At 65.3% G+C, this 14,744-nt stretch carries 13 protein-coding genes; 6 read left to right on the top strand and 7 right to left on the bottom strand.

What is annotated here, in order from left to right:
* Position 1: 1 nt before the first annotated feature.
* The 4 genes from JYG34_RS17040 to gloB form a co-directional block, all read right to left on the bottom strand.
* Entirely contained in the window at positions 2–1,834 is a 1,833-nt protein-coding gene (locus JYG34_RS17040) for an extracellular solute-binding protein (RefSeq protein WP_213657547.1), read from the bottom strand.
* Positions 1,831–3,663 (bottom strand): extracellular solute-binding protein, encoded by a 1,833-nt coding sequence (locus JYG34_RS17035; RefSeq protein WP_213657546.1) that lies wholly within the window; start codon positions 3,661–3,663, stop codon positions 1,831–1,833. Before JYG34_RS17035 ends, JYG34_RS17040 begins: the two co-directional genes overlap by 4 nt.
* A gap of 212 nt (positions 3,664–3,875) precedes the next feature.
* On the bottom strand, positions 3,876–5,306 hold the full coding sequence (locus tag JYG34_RS17030; RefSeq protein ID WP_213657545.1) for a lytic transglycosylase domain-containing protein: 1,431 nt from the start codon (positions 5,304–5,306) through the stop codon (positions 3,876–3,878).
* Positions 5,307–5,406: 100 nt separating this feature from the next.
* Positions 5,407–6,186 (bottom strand): hydroxyacylglutathione hydrolase, encoded by a 780-nt coding sequence (gene gloB, locus JYG34_RS17025; protein ID WP_213657544.1) that lies wholly within the window; start codon positions 6,184–6,186, stop codon positions 5,407–5,409.
* An 80-nt stretch (positions 6,187–6,266) separates the two neighbouring features.
* Between gloB and JYG34_RS17020 the strand changes: the two genes are divergently transcribed.
* From JYG34_RS17020 to JYG34_RS17005, 4 genes are all read left to right on the top strand, one after another.
* The gene (locus JYG34_RS17020; RefSeq protein WP_213657543.1) at positions 6,267–7,040 is read left to right on the top strand and encodes a class I SAM-dependent methyltransferase; all 774 of its coding nucleotides are present in this window, start codon (positions 6,267–6,269) and stop codon (positions 7,038–7,040) included.
* Positions 7,041–7,053: 13 nt separating this feature from the next.
* Positions 7,054–7,500 (top strand): ribonuclease HI, encoded by a 447-nt coding sequence (gene rnhA / locus JYG34_RS17015; protein ID WP_011534678.1) that lies wholly within the window; start codon positions 7,054–7,056, stop codon positions 7,498–7,500.
* A gap of 161 nt (positions 7,501–7,661) precedes the next feature.
* The gene (gene dnaQ / locus JYG34_RS17010; protein WP_213657542.1) at positions 7,662–8,417 is read left to right on the top strand and encodes a DNA polymerase III subunit epsilon; all 756 of its coding nucleotides are present in this window, start codon (positions 7,662–7,664) and stop codon (positions 8,415–8,417) included.
* A gap of 92 nt (positions 8,418–8,509) precedes the next feature.
* Positions 8,510–10,750: an Orn/Lys/Arg decarboxylase N-terminal domain-containing protein gene (locus tag JYG34_RS17005; protein ID WP_213657541.1), complete on the top strand. Its 2,241-nt coding sequence runs from the start codon at positions 8,510–8,512 to the stop codon at positions 10,748–10,750.
* Here JYG34_RS17005 and JYG34_RS17000 read toward each other — a convergent pair.
* Positions 10,734–10,952, bottom strand: coding sequence for a hypothetical protein (locus tag JYG34_RS17000; RefSeq protein WP_213657540.1), 219 nt, complete (start codon positions 10,950–10,952; stop codon positions 10,734–10,736). The two genes, JYG34_RS17005 and JYG34_RS17000, sit on opposite strands and share 17 nt — an antisense overlap.
* A gap of 158 nt (positions 10,953–11,110) precedes the next feature.
* On the opposite strand from JYG34_RS17000, the gene JYG34_RS16995 reads away from it, so the two are divergent.
* Positions 11,111–11,668 (top strand): NADPH-dependent FMN reductase, encoded by a 558-nt coding sequence (locus JYG34_RS16995; protein WP_213657539.1) that lies wholly within the window; start codon positions 11,111–11,113, stop codon positions 11,666–11,668.
* A 128-nt stretch (positions 11,669–11,796) separates the two neighbouring features.
* Here the strand turns inward: JYG34_RS16995 and phnX are convergent, their stop codons facing one another.
* Both phnX and JYG34_RS16985 read right to left on the bottom strand, forming a co-directional pair.
* Positions 11,797–12,624, bottom strand: a complete 828-nt coding sequence (phnX, locus tag JYG34_RS16990) for a phosphonoacetaldehyde hydrolase (protein ID WP_213657538.1) — start codon at positions 12,622–12,624, stop codon at positions 11,797–11,799.
* A gap of 34 nt (positions 12,625–12,658) precedes the next feature.
* Positions 12,659–13,765, bottom strand: a complete 1,107-nt coding sequence (locus JYG34_RS16985; protein ID WP_213657537.1) for a 2-aminoethylphosphonate--pyruvate transaminase — start codon at positions 13,763–13,765, stop codon at positions 12,659–12,661.
* A gap of 113 nt (positions 13,766–13,878) precedes the next feature.
* Here JYG34_RS16985 and JYG34_RS16980 point away from each other — a divergent pair, with 113 nt between their 5' ends.
* Positions 13,879–14,742 carry a LysR substrate-binding domain-containing protein gene (locus tag JYG34_RS16980; RefSeq protein WP_213657536.1) on the top strand — a complete coding sequence of 288 codons (864 nt, stop codon included), beginning with the start codon at positions 13,879–13,881 and terminating at the stop codon, positions 14,740–14,742.
* The last annotated feature ends 2 nt before the right edge of the window (positions 14,743–14,744 follow it).

Raw genomic sequence — 14,744 nt, 5'->3', positions numbered from 1 at the left:
GTCAGTTGGCCTCTTCCACGGCGGGGGTTGCGGTCACGGCGGGCGTGACGTTGGGTTTGATCCACCAGGTGTCGATGCCGATGTCGTACTTGGGCGACTTGTCCGGGTGGCCGATGTGGTTCCAGTAGGCCACGCGGGAGGTCTTGATGTGCCAGTTGGGGATCACGTAGTAGCCCCACAGCAGCACCCGATCCAGGGCGCGGCAGTGGTCGACCAGGCTCTGGCGCGAATCGGCGTTGATCAACTCTTCCACCAGTTGGTCGATGGCAGGCTCGCGCAGGCCGATGAAGTTGCGGCTGCCGGGGTTGTCGGCGGCGGCGCTGTTCCAGTATTCGCGCTGCTCGTTGCCGGGCGAGTTCGATTGCGCGAAGCCGCCGACGATCATGTCGTAGTCCCGCGAGCGCAGGCGGGTGATGTACTGCGACACGTCCACGCGGCGGATCTCGAGGTTGATGCCCAGGTCCGCGAGGTTGCGCTTGAACGGCAGCAGCACGCGCTCGAACTGGGTCTGGGCCAGCAGGAACTCGATGGTCAGCGGCTTGCCGTCCTTGTCGACCATCTTGTCGTCGACGATCTTCCAGCCGGCTTCCTGCAGCAGCTTGTAGGCCTGGCGCTGCTGGTCGCGGATCATGCCGCTGCCGTCGGTGACGGGGTTGTGGAAGGCGCTGTTGAACACCGCGTCGGGCACCTTGCCGCGCAGCGGTTCGAGGATCTTCAGCTCGGCGGGCGAGGGCAGGCCACTGGCAGCCATCTCGGAGTTCTCGAAGTAGCTGCCGGTGCGGGTGTAGGCGCCGTTGAACAGCTGTTTGTTGGTCCATTCGAAGTCCATCAGCAGGCTGATGGCCTGGCGCACGCGGGCGTCCTGGAACATGGGTTTGCGCAGGTTGAAGATGAAGCCCTGCATGCCCACCGGGTTGCCGTTGGGGATCTCTTCCTTGATCAGCCGGCCGTCGCGCACGGCGGGCACGTCGTAGGCGGTGGCCCAGTTCTTCGCGCTGACTTCCAGGGCGTAGTCGAACTGCCCGGCCTTGAGCGCTTCGAGGGCGACGGTGTTGTCGCGGTAGGAATCGAAGGTCATCACGTCGAAGTTGTAGAAGCCGCGGTTGATCGGCAGGTCCTTGGCCCAGTAGTCCTTCACGCGCTCGTAGCGGATCGAGCGGCCGGCCTTCACCTCGGCGACCTTGTACGGGCCGCTGCCCAGCGGAATTTCCAGGTTGCCACGGTTGAAGTCGCGGTTTGCATACCAGTGCTTGGGCAGCACCGGCAGTTGGCCGAGGATCAGCGGCAGCTCGCGGTTGTTGCTGTGCTTGAACTTGAACAGCACCTTGAGCGGGTCTTCGGCGACCACTTCGGCGACGTCGGCGTAGTACTGGCGGTACAGCGGCGCGCCGTCCTTGATCAGGGCGTTGAAGGTGAACACCACGTCTTCGGCGCGCATTGGGTGGCCGTCGTGGAAGCGCGCCTCGGGGCGCAGGTAGAAGCGCACCCAGCTGTTGTCGGGGGCCTTTTCGATCTTGCCGGCCACCAGGCCGTATTCGGTGAAGGGCTCGTCCAGGCTCTGGCGCATCAGGGTGTCGTAGATGCTGCCGACGTTGTCGGCGGGCACGCCCTTGTTGATGAACGGGTTGAGGCTGTCGAAGCCGCCGAAGCTGGACTGGCGGAAGGTGCCGCCCTTGGGCGCGTCGGGGTTGACGAAGTCGAAGTGCTGGAAGTTGGCCGGGTATTTCGGCGCTTCGCCGTACAGGGTCAGGGCGTGTTGCGGGGCGGCCACGGCCGGGAGCGTGAGGCAGGCCAGCAGCAGGCTGGCGGCCAGGCGGCGCAGGGTGGGCGTCATTTGGCTTTCTCCGAAGTCTTCTTGATCCACCAGCTGTTCAGCCCGAGGGTGTAGGGCGGCGTGGTGACGAAGGCGAACCGGTTGCGGTAGGCCAGGCGGTGATTGTCGAGGTACCAGTTGGGGATCATGTAGTACTGCCATGAGAGCACGCGGTCCAGGGCGCGCGCGGCGGCGATCTGGTCATCGCGGCTGCGGGCGGCGAGCAGGGTGTCGAGCAGGTGGTCGACCACCGGGTCCTTCACGCCAGCATAGTTCTTGCTGCCCTTGGTGGCGGCTTGGCTGGAGTGGAAGTACAACCATTGCTCGAGGCCGGGGCTCAGGGTCTGGTTCAGGGTCATCAGGATCATGTCGAAGTCGAACTGGTCGAGCCGTTGTTTGTACTGGGCGCGGTCGACGGTGCGCAAGCGCGCATCGATGCCGATGCTGGCCAGATTTTCGACATAAGGTTGCAGGATGCGTTCGAGGTTGGGGTTCACCAGCAGCAGCTCCATGCGCAACTGCTGGCCCTTGCTGTCCACCAGGCGCTGGCCGTTGAGCTTCCAGCCGGCCTGGGCGAACAGGCCGAGGGCCTGGCGCAGGGCCGGGCGGCTGATGCCGCTGCCGTCGGTGTGGCTGACCCGGTAGGGCTGGGTGAACAGTTTTTCTGGCAGTTGGTCGCGGAACGGCTTGAGCAGCAGCCACTCCTTGCCGGTGGGCAGGCCGCTGGCGCTGAACTCGCTGTTGGGGTAGTAGCTGGTGGCGCGCCGGTACGCGCCGTTGAACAGGGCGCGGTTGGTCCACTCGAAGTCGAGCATCAGGCCCAGCGCCTGGCGTACCCGTGGGTCGCTGAAGGTGGCGCGGCGGCTGTTCATGAACAGGCCTTGGGTTTGCGTGGGGATCTGGTGCGGGATCTGCGCCTTGATCACCTCGCCCCGGCGCACGGCGGGGAAGTTGTAGCCGTTGGCCCAGTTCTTCGCCTGGTGCTCGATATAGATGTCGAACTCGCCGGCCTTGAACGCTTCGAAGGCTACGGTGGCGTCGCGGTAGAACTCGTATTCGACGCGGTTGAAGTTGTATTTGCCGCGGTTCACGGCCAGGTCCTTGCCCCAGTAGTCCTTGACCCGCTCGAACACCAGGCTGCGGCCGGGCTGCACCTCGGTGATGCGGTAGGGGCCGCTGCCCAGTGGCGGTTCGAAGGTGGTGGCCTTGAAGTCGCGCTTGGCCCAGTAGTGCTTGGGCAGCACCGGCATTTCGCCCAGGCGCAGGATCAGCAGCGGGTTGCCGGCGCGCTTGAAGACGAAGCGGATGCGCAGCGGGTTGAGGATATCGACCCGGGCCACTTCCTGCAGGTTGGTGCGGTAGATCGGGTGGCCGTCCTTGAGCAGGGTGCGGTAGCTGAAGGCCACGTCAGCCGAGGTGATCGGCGTGCCGTCATGGAAGCGCGCTTCAGGGCGCAGGTTGAACACCACCCAGCTGCGGTCCTCGCTGTACTCGACGGAGCGGGCGATCAGGCCGTAGCTGGAGGTGGGCTCGTCGCCCGAAGGGTCGTACATGCCGGTGCCGACCATCAGCGTCTCGTTCAGTTCGCTGATGCCGTATTGCAGGAAATTGGGCGTGGTGACCGGGCTCGAGCCCTTGAAGGTGTAGGGGTTGAGCGTGTCGAAGGTGCCGAACGCCATGGCTCGCAAGGTGCCGCCTTTCGGGGCTTGCGGGTTGACCCAGTCGAAGTGGGTGAAGGTGGCTGGGTACTTGAGCGTGCCGAACTGCGCGTATCCGTGGCTTTCGCTCACCATCGCGACGGCGGGGAAGCTCAAGGCCAGGCTGAGTGACAGCAGGAGGGGACGTATCACGTCGGCATCCGATCCAGAGGGCGTTGGGCTTGGTCGGGGTACAGTAACAGCTTGTACAGGCTCGAAAAAGAGCCGCCCTTGGCGCAAATGGAGTCCGTTGTGGGGGCGGGTTTACCCGCGAAGCAGTCTCTGCGGCGTGTGGCACCGGCTTTGCCGGTGTTCGCGGGTAAACCCGCTCCCACAGGGGGGAGCGGCGGCTTCGGGGTTGTGCATCAATGCGACAGGTAGACGGTCAGGGTCTGCCCCGGCTTGAGGGCATGCCCGCTGCGCGGGTTCCAGCGCTTGAGGTGCTTCATCTCGACGTTGAAACGCTTGGCGACGAGGTAGTAAGAGTCGCCCTGGCGTACCTTGTACTGGGTGGCGCGCTGCTTCGAATCGGCGCTGCGGCTGGCCGCCGGGCTGGGGGCGTTGCCGCCGCGCAGGGCCAGCACCTGGCCAACCTTCACGCTTTTGCCGGACAGGCGGTTCCAACGCTGGATATCCTTGACCGCCACGCGGTTGGCCTTGGCGATACTGCCCAGGTTGTCGCCACGCTTGACCCGGTAGCTGCGCGAAGCCGGTGCCTTGTTCTCAGCCAGCGCGGCCTGGAACACGGCCTTGTTCGGTTGCAGGCTGACCAGCTCCTCGGGCTTGAGGTTGGACATGCGGTCGGTCAGCAGTTGCGCCTTGGCGGTCGGTACCAGCAGTTGCTGCGGGCCGTCCACGGTCATGCGCTTCTTGAAGGCGGGGTTGAGCTGGATCAGCTCGTCTTCGTCGATGTCGGCGAAGGCTGCCACGCGCGACAGGTCGAGGCGGTCGTTGATGGCGACGGCTTCGAAGTAGGGCTCGTTGGCGATCGGGTTGAGGTTCACACCGTAGGCATCTGGTGTGCTGACCACCTGCGACAGGGCCAGCAGCTTGGGCACGTAGTCGCGGGTTTCCTGCGGCAGCGGCAGGTTCCAGTAGTCGGTTGGTAGGCCCAGGCGCTCGTTGCGCTCGATGGCGCGGCTGACGGTACCTTCGCCGGCGTTGTAGGCGGCCAGGGCCAGCAGCCAGTCGCCGTTGAACATGTCGTGCAGGCGGTTCAGATAGTCCAGCGCGGCGTTCGTAGATGCGGTGATGTCGCGGCGGCCGTCGTAGAAATTCGTCTGGCGCAGGTTGAAGTGGCGCCCGGTGGACGGGATGAACTGCCACATGCCGGCGGCATGGGCGCGCGAGTAGGCCATCGGGTTGTAGGCGCTCTCGATGGCCGGCAGCAGCGCGAGCTCCAGCGGCATGTCGCGTTCTTCGAGGCGCTCGACGATGTAGTGCAGGTAGAGGCTGCCGCGCTCGCCGGCGTTCTCGAGGAACGACGGGTTGCTGGCGAACCACAGGCGCTGCTGTTCGATGCGCGGGTTGACGTCGATGCCGTCCTGCAGGGCGAAGCCCTGGCGCATGCGCTCCCAGACGTCCTGGGGTGGGGCCTGTTCCTTCGGTTTGACCACCAACGGCGCAGGCTTGTGCTTGATCCGCGCCTGGTAGTTGTGCGCGCGAACGCTGTCTGCTTCGTCGAGCTGACGGGTGCTCTGGCAGCCGACCAGGGTGGCGGCCAGCGCCAGTGCACTGATCTGGGCCAGTCGCGTCAAAGCGACCGAATGAGAGGTTCTGCGGCTACGGGAAGACATCGGCTGGGACGGGTATCCGGGCAAAAAAGTTCGGCGATTCTAAAAACCGGCCCCGGCCTGGTCAACCTTTGCGCTTATGGCGCGATATATCTTGAGGTTATCAAAAGGCGTCTTTCCAAGACCTCAAGGCAGCAAAAACAGAGGCTTGGGTGGGGTTGGAATGCCCCTTCCATTCGTCTGCTTTTTGTTTAACGGATGTTTCAGCTGTGCGAAGAAATGGATTCGTCTGGCGCTCGATACCGATGGTCGAAGGCAGGCTGATGCGGTTGTCGTCACGCAGTCGGGTGACCGCTTCGAGGCGTTTTTGCACAGGCTCGCTGTGCGGCTCGACGGCCTTGGCGAAGCGCAGGTTGCTCAGGGTGTACTCGTGGGCGCAGTACACCTGGGTTTGCTCGGGCAGGGCGGCCAGGCGCTGCAGCGACTGGTGCATCTGCTCCGGGGTGCCCTCGAACAGGCGCCCGCAGCCGGCGGCGAACAGGGTGTCGCCACTGAACAGTAGCGGCGTGGGCGATTGCGCAGTGTAATAGGCGATGTGCCCGAGGGTGTGGCCGGGCATGGCCAGGACGTCGAAAGCCAGGCCCAGCACGTGCACTTGCGCGCCGTCCTCGAGGGCGACGTCGCGGGCCGGGATGCGCTCGTTGGCCGGGCCGAACACCTGGGCGCCGGTGGTCTGCTTCAGGGCTTCGACGCCACCGACGTGGTCGTGGTGATGGTGGGTGACCAGGATCGCCTCCAGCACCCAGTCGGGATGCTCGCCCAGCCAGGCGAGCACCGGGGCGGCGTCGCCGGGGTCGACCACCGCGCAGCGGCGATTGGCAGTATCCTGTAACAACCAGATGTAGTTGTCGGAGAAAGCGGGTAGGGCGTCGATCTGTATCATGGTGCGGATTCGCCAAGCCTGGACATTGAGGGCATCTTAGCCGCGATGGCGCGGCCGGAGAACCTTCGAGGGAGAACGCAATGACCGACCAAGCCTTCGCCCAGGCCGACCCCGACTGGGTCGAACTGATCAGCCTGGCCCGCGACTGGTTCGAGGGCCCTCTTGGGCAGTTGATGCTCAAGGAAGAGGAAAAGTTGCTCGAAGAAGAGCTGCGGCGCTTCTTCGGCGGTTACCTCGTGCACTATGGCCCTTGCGCCGAACCCCCGCCCAGCGCGCCCCAGGTGCAGCGCAACGTGCGCCTGGGGGCGCCGTTGCCGGGGGTGGAGATCGTCTGCGAGGAGCAGGCCTGGCCGCTCTCGGAGCACGCCGCCGACGTGGTGGTGCTGCAGCATGGCCTGGATTTCAGCCTTTCACCCCACGGCCTGCTGCGCGAGGCGGCCAGCGCCGTGCGTCCAGGCGGCCACCTGCTGATCGTCGGGATCAACCCCTGGAGCGGTTGGGGCATTCGCCACCTCTTCAGCCATGGCGCCTTGCGCAAGGCCCGTTGCATTTCGCCGTCGCGGGTCGGCGACTGGCTCAACCTGCTGGGCTTCGCGCTGGAGAAACGCCGTTTCGGGTGTTATCGTCCGCCGCTTGCCTCGCCCGCCTGGCAGCAGCGCCTGGCCGGTTGGGAGCGGGTGGCCGGGGGCTGGCAGAGCGCCGGTGGCGGCGTCTACCTGCTGGTGGCGCGCAAGATGGTGGTCGGCCTGCGGCCCCTGCGCCTGGAGCGCCGCGAGCCCATGGGCAAGTTGCTGCCGCTGCCGCTGGCCAAGGTCAACCGCACGGCCAGCAACCCCGATACTGACAAGCACTGAACATGAGTGGTACATGAGCGATAGCGTCGAGATCTACACCGATGGTGCCTGCAAGGGCAACCCTGGCCCGGGTGGCTGGGGTGTGCTGATGGTTTTCAAGGGCGTCGAGAAGGAACTGTGGGGCGGCGAGCGTGAGACCACCAACAACCGCATGGAGCTGATGGCCGCGATCGAGGGGCTGAAGGCGCTCAAGCGCGAGTGCGAAGTGGTGCTGACCACCGACTCCCAGTACGTGATGAAGGGCATCAACGAGTGGATGGTCAACTGGAAGAAGCGTGGCTGGAAGACCGCCGCGAAGGAGCCGGTGAAGAACGCCGACCTGTGGATGGCCCTCGATGAGCAGGTCAACCGGCACAAGGTGACCTGGAAGTGGGTGCGTGGGCATATCGGCCACCCGGGCAACGAGCGGGCTGACCAGCTGGCCAACCGAGGTGTGGACGAGGTTCGGGCGCAGCGTTGATCCGATTGGGGCTGCTGTGCAGCCCATCGCGGCTGAAGCCGCTCCTACAGGGGTCGTGTAAATCCAGGTAGGCGCGGCTTCAGCCGCGATGCGCCGCAAAGCGGCGCCGATTCCGATATACTCCCGCCCCGAATTCAAGCAGCGCAAGTTGGAGTCACCCCGTGGAGCAGCAGCAAGATCAACGGCTGGTCATTCTCGATACCGAAACCACCGGTATGCCGGTGGGCGATGGCCACCGCATCATCGAGATCGGTTGCGTCGAGGTCATGGGCCGGCGCCTGACCGGGCGGCACTTCCACGTCTACCTGCAACCGGACCGCGAGAGTGACGAGGGCGCCATCGGCGTCCACGGCATCACCGACGCCTTCCTGGTCGGCAAGCCACGCTTCGGTGACGTGGCCCAGGAGTTCTTCGAGTTCATCGAGGGCGCCACCCTGGTCATCCACAACGCGGCGTTCGACGTTGGCTTCATCAACAACGAGTTCGCCCTGCTGGGCCAGCACGACCGCGCCGACATCTCGCAGCACTGCAGCATCCTCGACACCCTGATGATGGCGCGCTCGCGCCACCCGGGGCAGCGCAACAGCCTGGACGCGCTGTGCAAACGCTACGGTATCGACAACTCCGGCCGTGAACTGCACGGCGCGTTGCTCGACTCGGAACTGCTGGCTGATGTCTACCTGGCGATGACCGGGGGGCAGACCAGCCTGTCGCTGGCGGGTGATGGTGCGCAGAGTGAGGGCGGGCAGGGGGGCACGGGCAGTGAGATCCGCCGGATTACGGGGCGTGCGGCCGGGCGGGTGATTCTGGCCAATGAAGAAGAGCTGGAAGCCCACGCCGAGCGGTTGGCAGCCATTACCAAGTCGGCGGGCGGGCCGGCGATGTGGCAGGTGTTGACCGAGCCGGCCGCCAGTTGATTTGACGGCAGTACCGGCCCATTCGCCGGCAAGCCGGCGAATGGGCTTGATCAACTACCCTGAGGGAAAGCCCCCGCAGAGGTAGCTGCCCGATGTACAAGGACCTCAAGTTCCCCATCCTGATCGTCCACCGGGCCATCAAGGCCGACAGCGTCGCCGGTGAGCGGGTGCGCGGCATCGCCGATGAGCTGGCCCAGGACGGCTTTGCCATCCTTGCCGCCGCCGACCAGGCCGAGGCCCGCCTGGTCGCCGCCACCCACCATGGCCTGGCCTGCATGCTGATCACCGCCGAAGGCGCCGGCGACAACTCACACCTGCTGCAGAACATGGCCGAGCTGATCCGCCTGGCCCGCCTGCGTGCGCCCAACCTGCCGATCTTCGCCCTGGGCGAGCAGGTCACCCTGGAAAACGCCCCTGCCGAGGCCATGGGCGAGCTCAATCAACTGCGCGGCATCCTCTACCTGTTCGAAGACACCGTGCCCTTTCTCGCCCGCCAGGTGGCACGGGCCGCGCACAACTACCTCGACGGGCTGCTGCCGCCGTTCTTCAAAGCGTTGGTGCAACACACCGCGCAATCCAACTATTCCTGGCACACGCCAGGCCACGGCGGTGGCGTGGCCTACCGCAAGAGCCCGGTGGGGCAGGCGTTCCATCAGTTCTTCGGCGAGAACACTCTGCGTTCCGACCTGTCGGTTTCGGTGCCTGAACTGGGCTCGCTGCTCGACCACACCGGCCCCTTGGCCGAAGCCGAAGCCCGCGCCGCACGTAACTTCGGTGCCGACCACACGTTCTTCGTCATCAATGGCACCTCCACCGCCAACAAGATCGTCTGGCACGCGATGGTCGGGCGCGACGACCTGGTATTGGTGGACCGCAACTGCCACAAGTCGGTGGTGCACGCGATCATCATGACCGGGGCAATCCCGATCTACCTGTGCCCGGAGCGCAACGAGCTGGGGATCATCGGGCCAATCCCGCTCAGTGAGTTCAGCCCGGCGTCGATCGAGGCGAAGATCCAGGCTCACCCGCTGGCCCAGGGGCGCGCGCCGAGGATCAAGCTGGCCGTGGTCACCAACTCTACCTACGACGGCCTGTGCTACCACGCCGGGCTGATCAAGCAGACCCTGGGCGCCAGTGTCGAGGTGCTGCACTTCGACGAGGCCTGGTTCGCCTATGCCGCCTTCCACGATTTCTTCGAGGGCCGCTATGCCATGGGCACGCCGCGGGCGGCGGACGATCCGCTGCTGTTCAGCACCCACTCCACCCACAAGCTGCTGGCCGCGTTCAGCCAGGCGTCGATGATCCATGTACAGGACGGCGCGACCCGCCAGCTGGACCGCGACCGTTTCAACGAAGCGTTCATGATGCATATCTCCACCTCGCCGCAGTACAGCATCCTCGCCTCGCTGGACGTGGCCTCGAGCATGATGGAGGGGCCGGCCGGGCGTTCGCTGCTGCAAGAGATGTTCGATGAAGCCCTCAGCTTTCGCCGGGCTTTGGCCAACCTTCGCCAGCACCTTGCGGCGCAGGACTGGTGGTTCAGTATCTGGCAGCCGCCGGCCACAGAGCGCCTGGCCGCAGCGGATTGGGTGTTGCAGCCGGGGGCGGACTGGCATGGCTTCGGCGAGGTGGCCGATGACTACGTATTGCTTGACCCGCTCAAGGTGACCCTGGTGATGCCGGGGCTCGATGCCGGGGGCAAGTTGGGCGAGCAGGGCATTCCGGCTGCGGTGGTCAGCAAGTTCCTCTGGGAGCGCGGCCTGGTGGTGGAGAAGACTGGCCTGTACAGCTTCCTGGTGCTGTTCTCGATGGGCATCACCAAGGGCAAGTGGAGTACCTTGCTCACCGAATTGCTGGAGTTCAAGCGCCATTATGATGGCAACACGCCGCTCGACCAGTGCCTGGCCTGCGTGGTGGCGGCGCAGCCGACGCGCTACCGGGGGCTGGGCCTGCGCGACCTGTGCGATCAGTTGCACGCTTGCTACCGCACCAACGCTACCGCCAAGCAACTCAAACGGCTGTTCACGCGGCTACCCGAGGTGGCCATGAGCCCGGCCCAGGCCTATGACCGGATGGTGAAGGGGGACGTGGAGGCGGTGCCGATCGAACAGCTGCTGGGGCGGGTTTCAGCAGTGATGCTGGTGCCCTATCCGCCGGGGATCCCGCTGATCATGCCGGGCGAGCGTTTCACCGAGGCGACCCGCTCGATCCTCGACTACCTGGCGTTCGCCCGGGCCTTCGACCAGGGCTTCCCGGGCTTCGTCGCCGACGTGCACGGCTTGCAGCATGACGGGCCGCTGTACACGGTCGACTGTGTCAGAGAATGCGGATGATCTCGACACCGGTCTGGGCCAGTTCGAAACGGTCCTCACCCAAGTGGTTGACGCGGTCGCCGATAGCCAGGCGGTAAGTAGTGACGGGCTCGCCCAGGGTGCTGCCGTCGGCCTGGAGGGTGGACTCCTGGAACTCGTGCACGGGGTAGATACGGCCTTCGGCGTCGCGGGCGTGGAACTGGCCGACCATTACTGCTGCCATTTTGGGTGGAAACCTCGGAAACGTGTAGGGAATGTCTGTACCCATAGACCAGCAAAAGGCGTGGGAAGTTTTCAGCCGGATGGAAAAAAATCCTGGGGCCGAGGAACGGTCATCTATAACTAGTTACGTCCCTTTCCCAGCACAGGAAGCATATCGCCATGAGCCAGGTCTATTCGGTAGCGGTCGTCGTCGGCAGCTTGCGCAAGGATTCCTACAATCGCAAGGTGGCCCGCGCACTGTCCGAGCTGGCGCCGTCCAGCCTTGCCCTGCGGATCGTCGAGATCGGCGACCTGCCGTTGTACAACGAGGATGTCGAGCCCGAGGCGCCGGAAGCGTGGAAGCACTTTCGCGAGGAAATCCGCCGTAGCGATGCGGTGTTGTTCGTGACGCCGGAATACAACCGGTCGGTACCGGGAGGGCTGAAGAACGCGATCGACGTGGGTTCGCGGCCCTATGGGCAAAGCGCCTGGAGCGGCAAGCCGGCGGCGGTGGCCAGTGTTTCGCCGGGGGCTATCGGTGGCTTTGGCGCCAACCATGCGCTGCGTCAGTCGCTGGTGTTTCTCGACATGCCGTGCATGCAGATGCCCGAAGCGTATATCGGTGGGGCGGCAACGCTGTTCGACGACAGCGGCAAGCTCAATGACAAGACCCGGCCGTTCCTGCAAGCGTTCATCGACAAGTTTGCGTCGTGGGTGAAGCTGAACCGGGCGGTCTGATGGCTTTGGGTTGTCTGCGCTGACGCCTTCGCGGGTAAACCCGCCCCCCACAGGGATGTCACCGATGTCAAAGGCGGTGATACTCCTGTGGGAGCGGGTTTACCCGCGAAGACGGCGACGCCGATCCGTCAGGACGCCTGCGGCATCTCGCCCTTGGCCAGGCGCCGGTTGATATCGGCGATCACTTCGGGCAGCTCGTTGATGGTGTCGATCAGGTAGTGCGGCCGCGATGCGGCGAACATCCCATGGATACGCTTGCGCTCGCTCTCCAGTTTTTCCGCGCTCAGCGCCCGGTAACCTTCCCAGGTCAGCCCCAGGGCGTTGCCCGAACACACCAGCGCCACGGTCCACATGCCGGCGCGACGCCCCTCGAGAATGCCTGGCACGGTGTCGTCGACCTTCACGCACGCCGCCACATCGTCGATGCCCAGGGCGATCACGTTGGCCAGGGCCTGGGCCGGCCAGGGGCGGCCATTGGGGGTTTCGTCGGTGGCCACCACGTGGTCGGCCACATAGCCGTTCTGCGCGGCCAGCTCGACCACCTTGTCCATCACCACCTTCGGGTAGCCCGAGCAGGAGCCGATCTTCAGGCCACTCTTGCGCAGCCCGGTCAGGGTGTCCAGGGCGCCGGGAATCAGCGCCGAGTGCACGGCGATCTTGTCGATCTGCAGCGGCATGAAGCGTTCGTAGATGGCGGTGACGTCGTCATCGGTCGGGGTGCGGCCGAACACCTTGCGATAGCGCTCGGCGATCTGCGGCACGTCGCACAGGGTGCGGATATGGTCCCACTTGCCCATGCCCATCGGCCCTCGGGCCTCTTCGATGGACACCTGCACGTCGAACTCGGCGAAGGCTTCGACGAAGATCTGCGTCGGGGCGAAGGAGCCGAAATCGACCACGGTACCGGCCCAGTCGAGGATGGCGGCTTGCAGCTGGTTGGGGTTGCTGTAGTTCATGTGCGCGTTTTCCTTGAATACGGTGGGCAGGGGGTCAGATGTCCAGCACTTCCATTTCCCGCAGCACCTCGGCCACGGCATTCACGGCGGCCTGCATGCCGGCTGCGCCGACCACGCCGATGCAACCGACGCGGAAGGTCTCGACCTGGGTCAGCTTGCCCGGGTAGAGAATGAACCCCTTGGCCTTGACTCGCTCGTAGAAGTCCTTGAACTGGTAGCGTGGGTCTTCAGGCGCGTGGAAGGTGACGATGATCGGCGCCTGGATCTCGGCGGGCAGGAAGCTGTGCAGGCCGATCTTCGCCATGCCGTCGAGCAGGGTCTTGCAGTTATCCTTGTAGCGTTGGTGGCGGGCGGGCAGGCCACCTTCCTCGTTGTACTGCAGCAGTGCTTCGTGCAGGGCAGCGACCACGTGGGTTGGCGGGGTGAAGCGCCATTGGCCGGTCTTGGCCATGTAGGCATGTTGATCCTGCAAGTCCATGGCCAGGGAGTGGGCGTTGCCTTCGGCGGCGGCCAGGGCGGTTTTCTCGGCGAACACGAAGCCCATGCCTGGCACGCCCTCAAGGCACTTGCCGGAGGCGGCGATCAACGCTTCGAAGGGGACCTCGCGGGCATCGATCGGCAGCGCGCCGAACGAGCTCATGGCGTCGATGACCAACCGCTTGCCATGGCGCTTGATCACCTGGGCGATCTCGGGCAGCGGGTTGAGGATGCCGGTGCTGGTCTCGCAGTGGATCAGCGCCACGTGAGTCACGGTGGGGTCGGCGACCAGCAGGCGGTCGACGTCCTCGGCGGTGGTCGGCTGGTCTTCGGCGGTTTCGAAGGTGCTGTAGTTGCGGCCCAGCACCTTGCAGATCCTGGCCAGGCGTTGGCCGTAGGCGCCGTTGATCAGCACCAGCACCTTGCCGTCGCGGGGCACCAGGGTGCCGATGGCGGCTTCGACGGCGAAGGTGCCGCTGCCCTGCAGGGGCACGCAGTGGTGGCTGGCGCTGCCATCGATGATGGCCAGCAGTTGCTCGCACACGCTGGCGGTCAACTGGTTGAAGTCGCGGTCCCAGGAGCCCCAGTCCACGAGCATGGCCTGGCGGGTGCGGATCGAAGTGGTCAGTGGACCGGGGGTCAGCAGGATCGGGGCGTTGCTCATTCCGTGGTTCCTCACTTGCGGTGGGCTGGAAACTAGTGGGGCTAGGTTGCAATTCACCAAGCTATCAATCAAATTGTTTGTAGATATGCCAGCCATAAGCGGTACCGATAGATATGAACCTGTTCCAGCTCCGCGCCTTCGATGCCGTCGCCCGTGAGGGCAGCTTCACCCGCGCCGCCGAGCGGCTGTTCATCAGCCAGCCGGCGGTCACCGGGCATGTGAAGGCGTTGGAGGAGCACTACCAGATCACCTTGCTGCGCCGCACCGCCAGGCGGGTCGAGTTGACCGAGGAGGGTACGCGGCTGGCGGCCATCACTCGGGCTATGTTCGGCCTGGCCGAAGAGGCCCAGGCCATGCTCGAGGCCAATCGCCAGTTGCTGACCGGGCGTCTGGAGGTGGCGGCGGATGGCCCGCACCGGGTGATGCCGATGTTGGCGCAGCTGCGTGAACGCTACCCCGGCATCACCGTCAACCTGCGCTTGGGCAACGCTCAGGAAACCCTGGCGGCGCTGCTGTCGGAGCATGCCGACGTCGCGGTGCTGACCGAGATCGAGCCGCGCAAGGGCCTGCACTTGCAAAGCCTGTGCGAGTCGCGCCTGTGTGCCTTGCTGCCGGTGGGGCACCCCTGGGCCAGCGCTACTGACGACTTGCCGCTGATGGCGTTGGACAAGCAGATCATGGTGTTGCGCGAGCCCAGTTCCACCACCCGGCGTACCTTCGACAAGGCTTGTGCCGATGCCCATGTGCAGCCGCGGGTGCTGCTGGAGCTGGACAGCCGCGAGGCCGTCACCGAGGCGGTGGCGGCGCAGTTGGGTATCGGCGTGGTGTCGTCCACCGAGGTGGCCCATGACCCGCGGGTGGTGGCGCGGCCGTTGGGCGGTGCCGGCCTGGTCAACCAGCACCTGGTCGGTTGCCTGGAGCGGCGCCGTGAACTGCGTCTGATCCAGGCGTTCCTGGGGCTGGCCGCCGGCCAGTGATT

The sequence above is a fragment of the Pseudomonas entomophila genome, from assembly GCF_018417595.1.
Classification (GTDB): domain Bacteria; phylum Pseudomonadota; class Gammaproteobacteria; order Pseudomonadales; family Pseudomonadaceae; genus Aquipseudomonas; species Aquipseudomonas entomophila_C.
Note: the sequence above shows the minus strand (reverse complement) of the source record. Positions and strands in the feature narration are given on the sequence as shown.

Coding starts and splice junctions, on each gene's coding strand:
- JYG34_RS17030 (WP_213657545.1), bottom strand. CDS start 5,306: ATGTCTTCCCGTAGCCGCAGAACCTCTCATTCGGTCGCTTTGACGCGA.
- JYG34_RS17005 (WP_213657541.1), top strand. CDS start 8,510: ATGTACAAGGACCTCAAGTTCCCCATCCTGATCGTCCACCGGGCCATC.
- JYG34_RS16980 (WP_213657536.1), top strand. CDS start 13,879: ATGAACCTGTTCCAGCTCCGCGCCTTCGATGCCGTCGCCCGTGAGGGC.
- JYG34_RS16985 (WP_213657537.1), bottom strand. CDS start 13,765: ATGAGCAACGCCCCGATCCTGCTGACCCCCGGTCCACTGACCACTTCG.
- gloB (WP_213657544.1), bottom strand. CDS start 6,186: ATGATACAGATCGACGCCCTACCCGCTTTCTCCGACAACTACATCTGG.
- JYG34_RS17000 (WP_213657540.1), bottom strand. CDS start 10,952: ATGGCAGCAGTAATGGTCGGCCAGTTCCACGCCCGCGACGCCGAAGGC.
- rnhA (WP_011534678.1), top strand. CDS start 7,054: ATGAGCGATAGCGTCGAGATCTACACCGATGGTGCCTGCAAGGGCAAC.
- JYG34_RS17020 (WP_213657543.1), top strand. CDS start 6,267: ATGACCGACCAAGCCTTCGCCCAGGCCGACCCCGACTGGGTCGAACTG.
- JYG34_RS17040 (WP_213657547.1), bottom strand. CDS start 1,834: ATGACGCCCACCCTGCGCCGCCTGGCCGCCAGCCTGCTGCTGGCCTGC.
- phnX (WP_213657538.1), bottom strand. CDS start 12,624: ATGAACTACAGCAACCCCAACCAGCTGCAAGCCGCCATCCTCGACTGG.
- JYG34_RS16995 (WP_213657539.1), top strand. CDS start 11,111: ATGAGCCAGGTCTATTCGGTAGCGGTCGTCGTCGGCAGCTTGCGCAAG.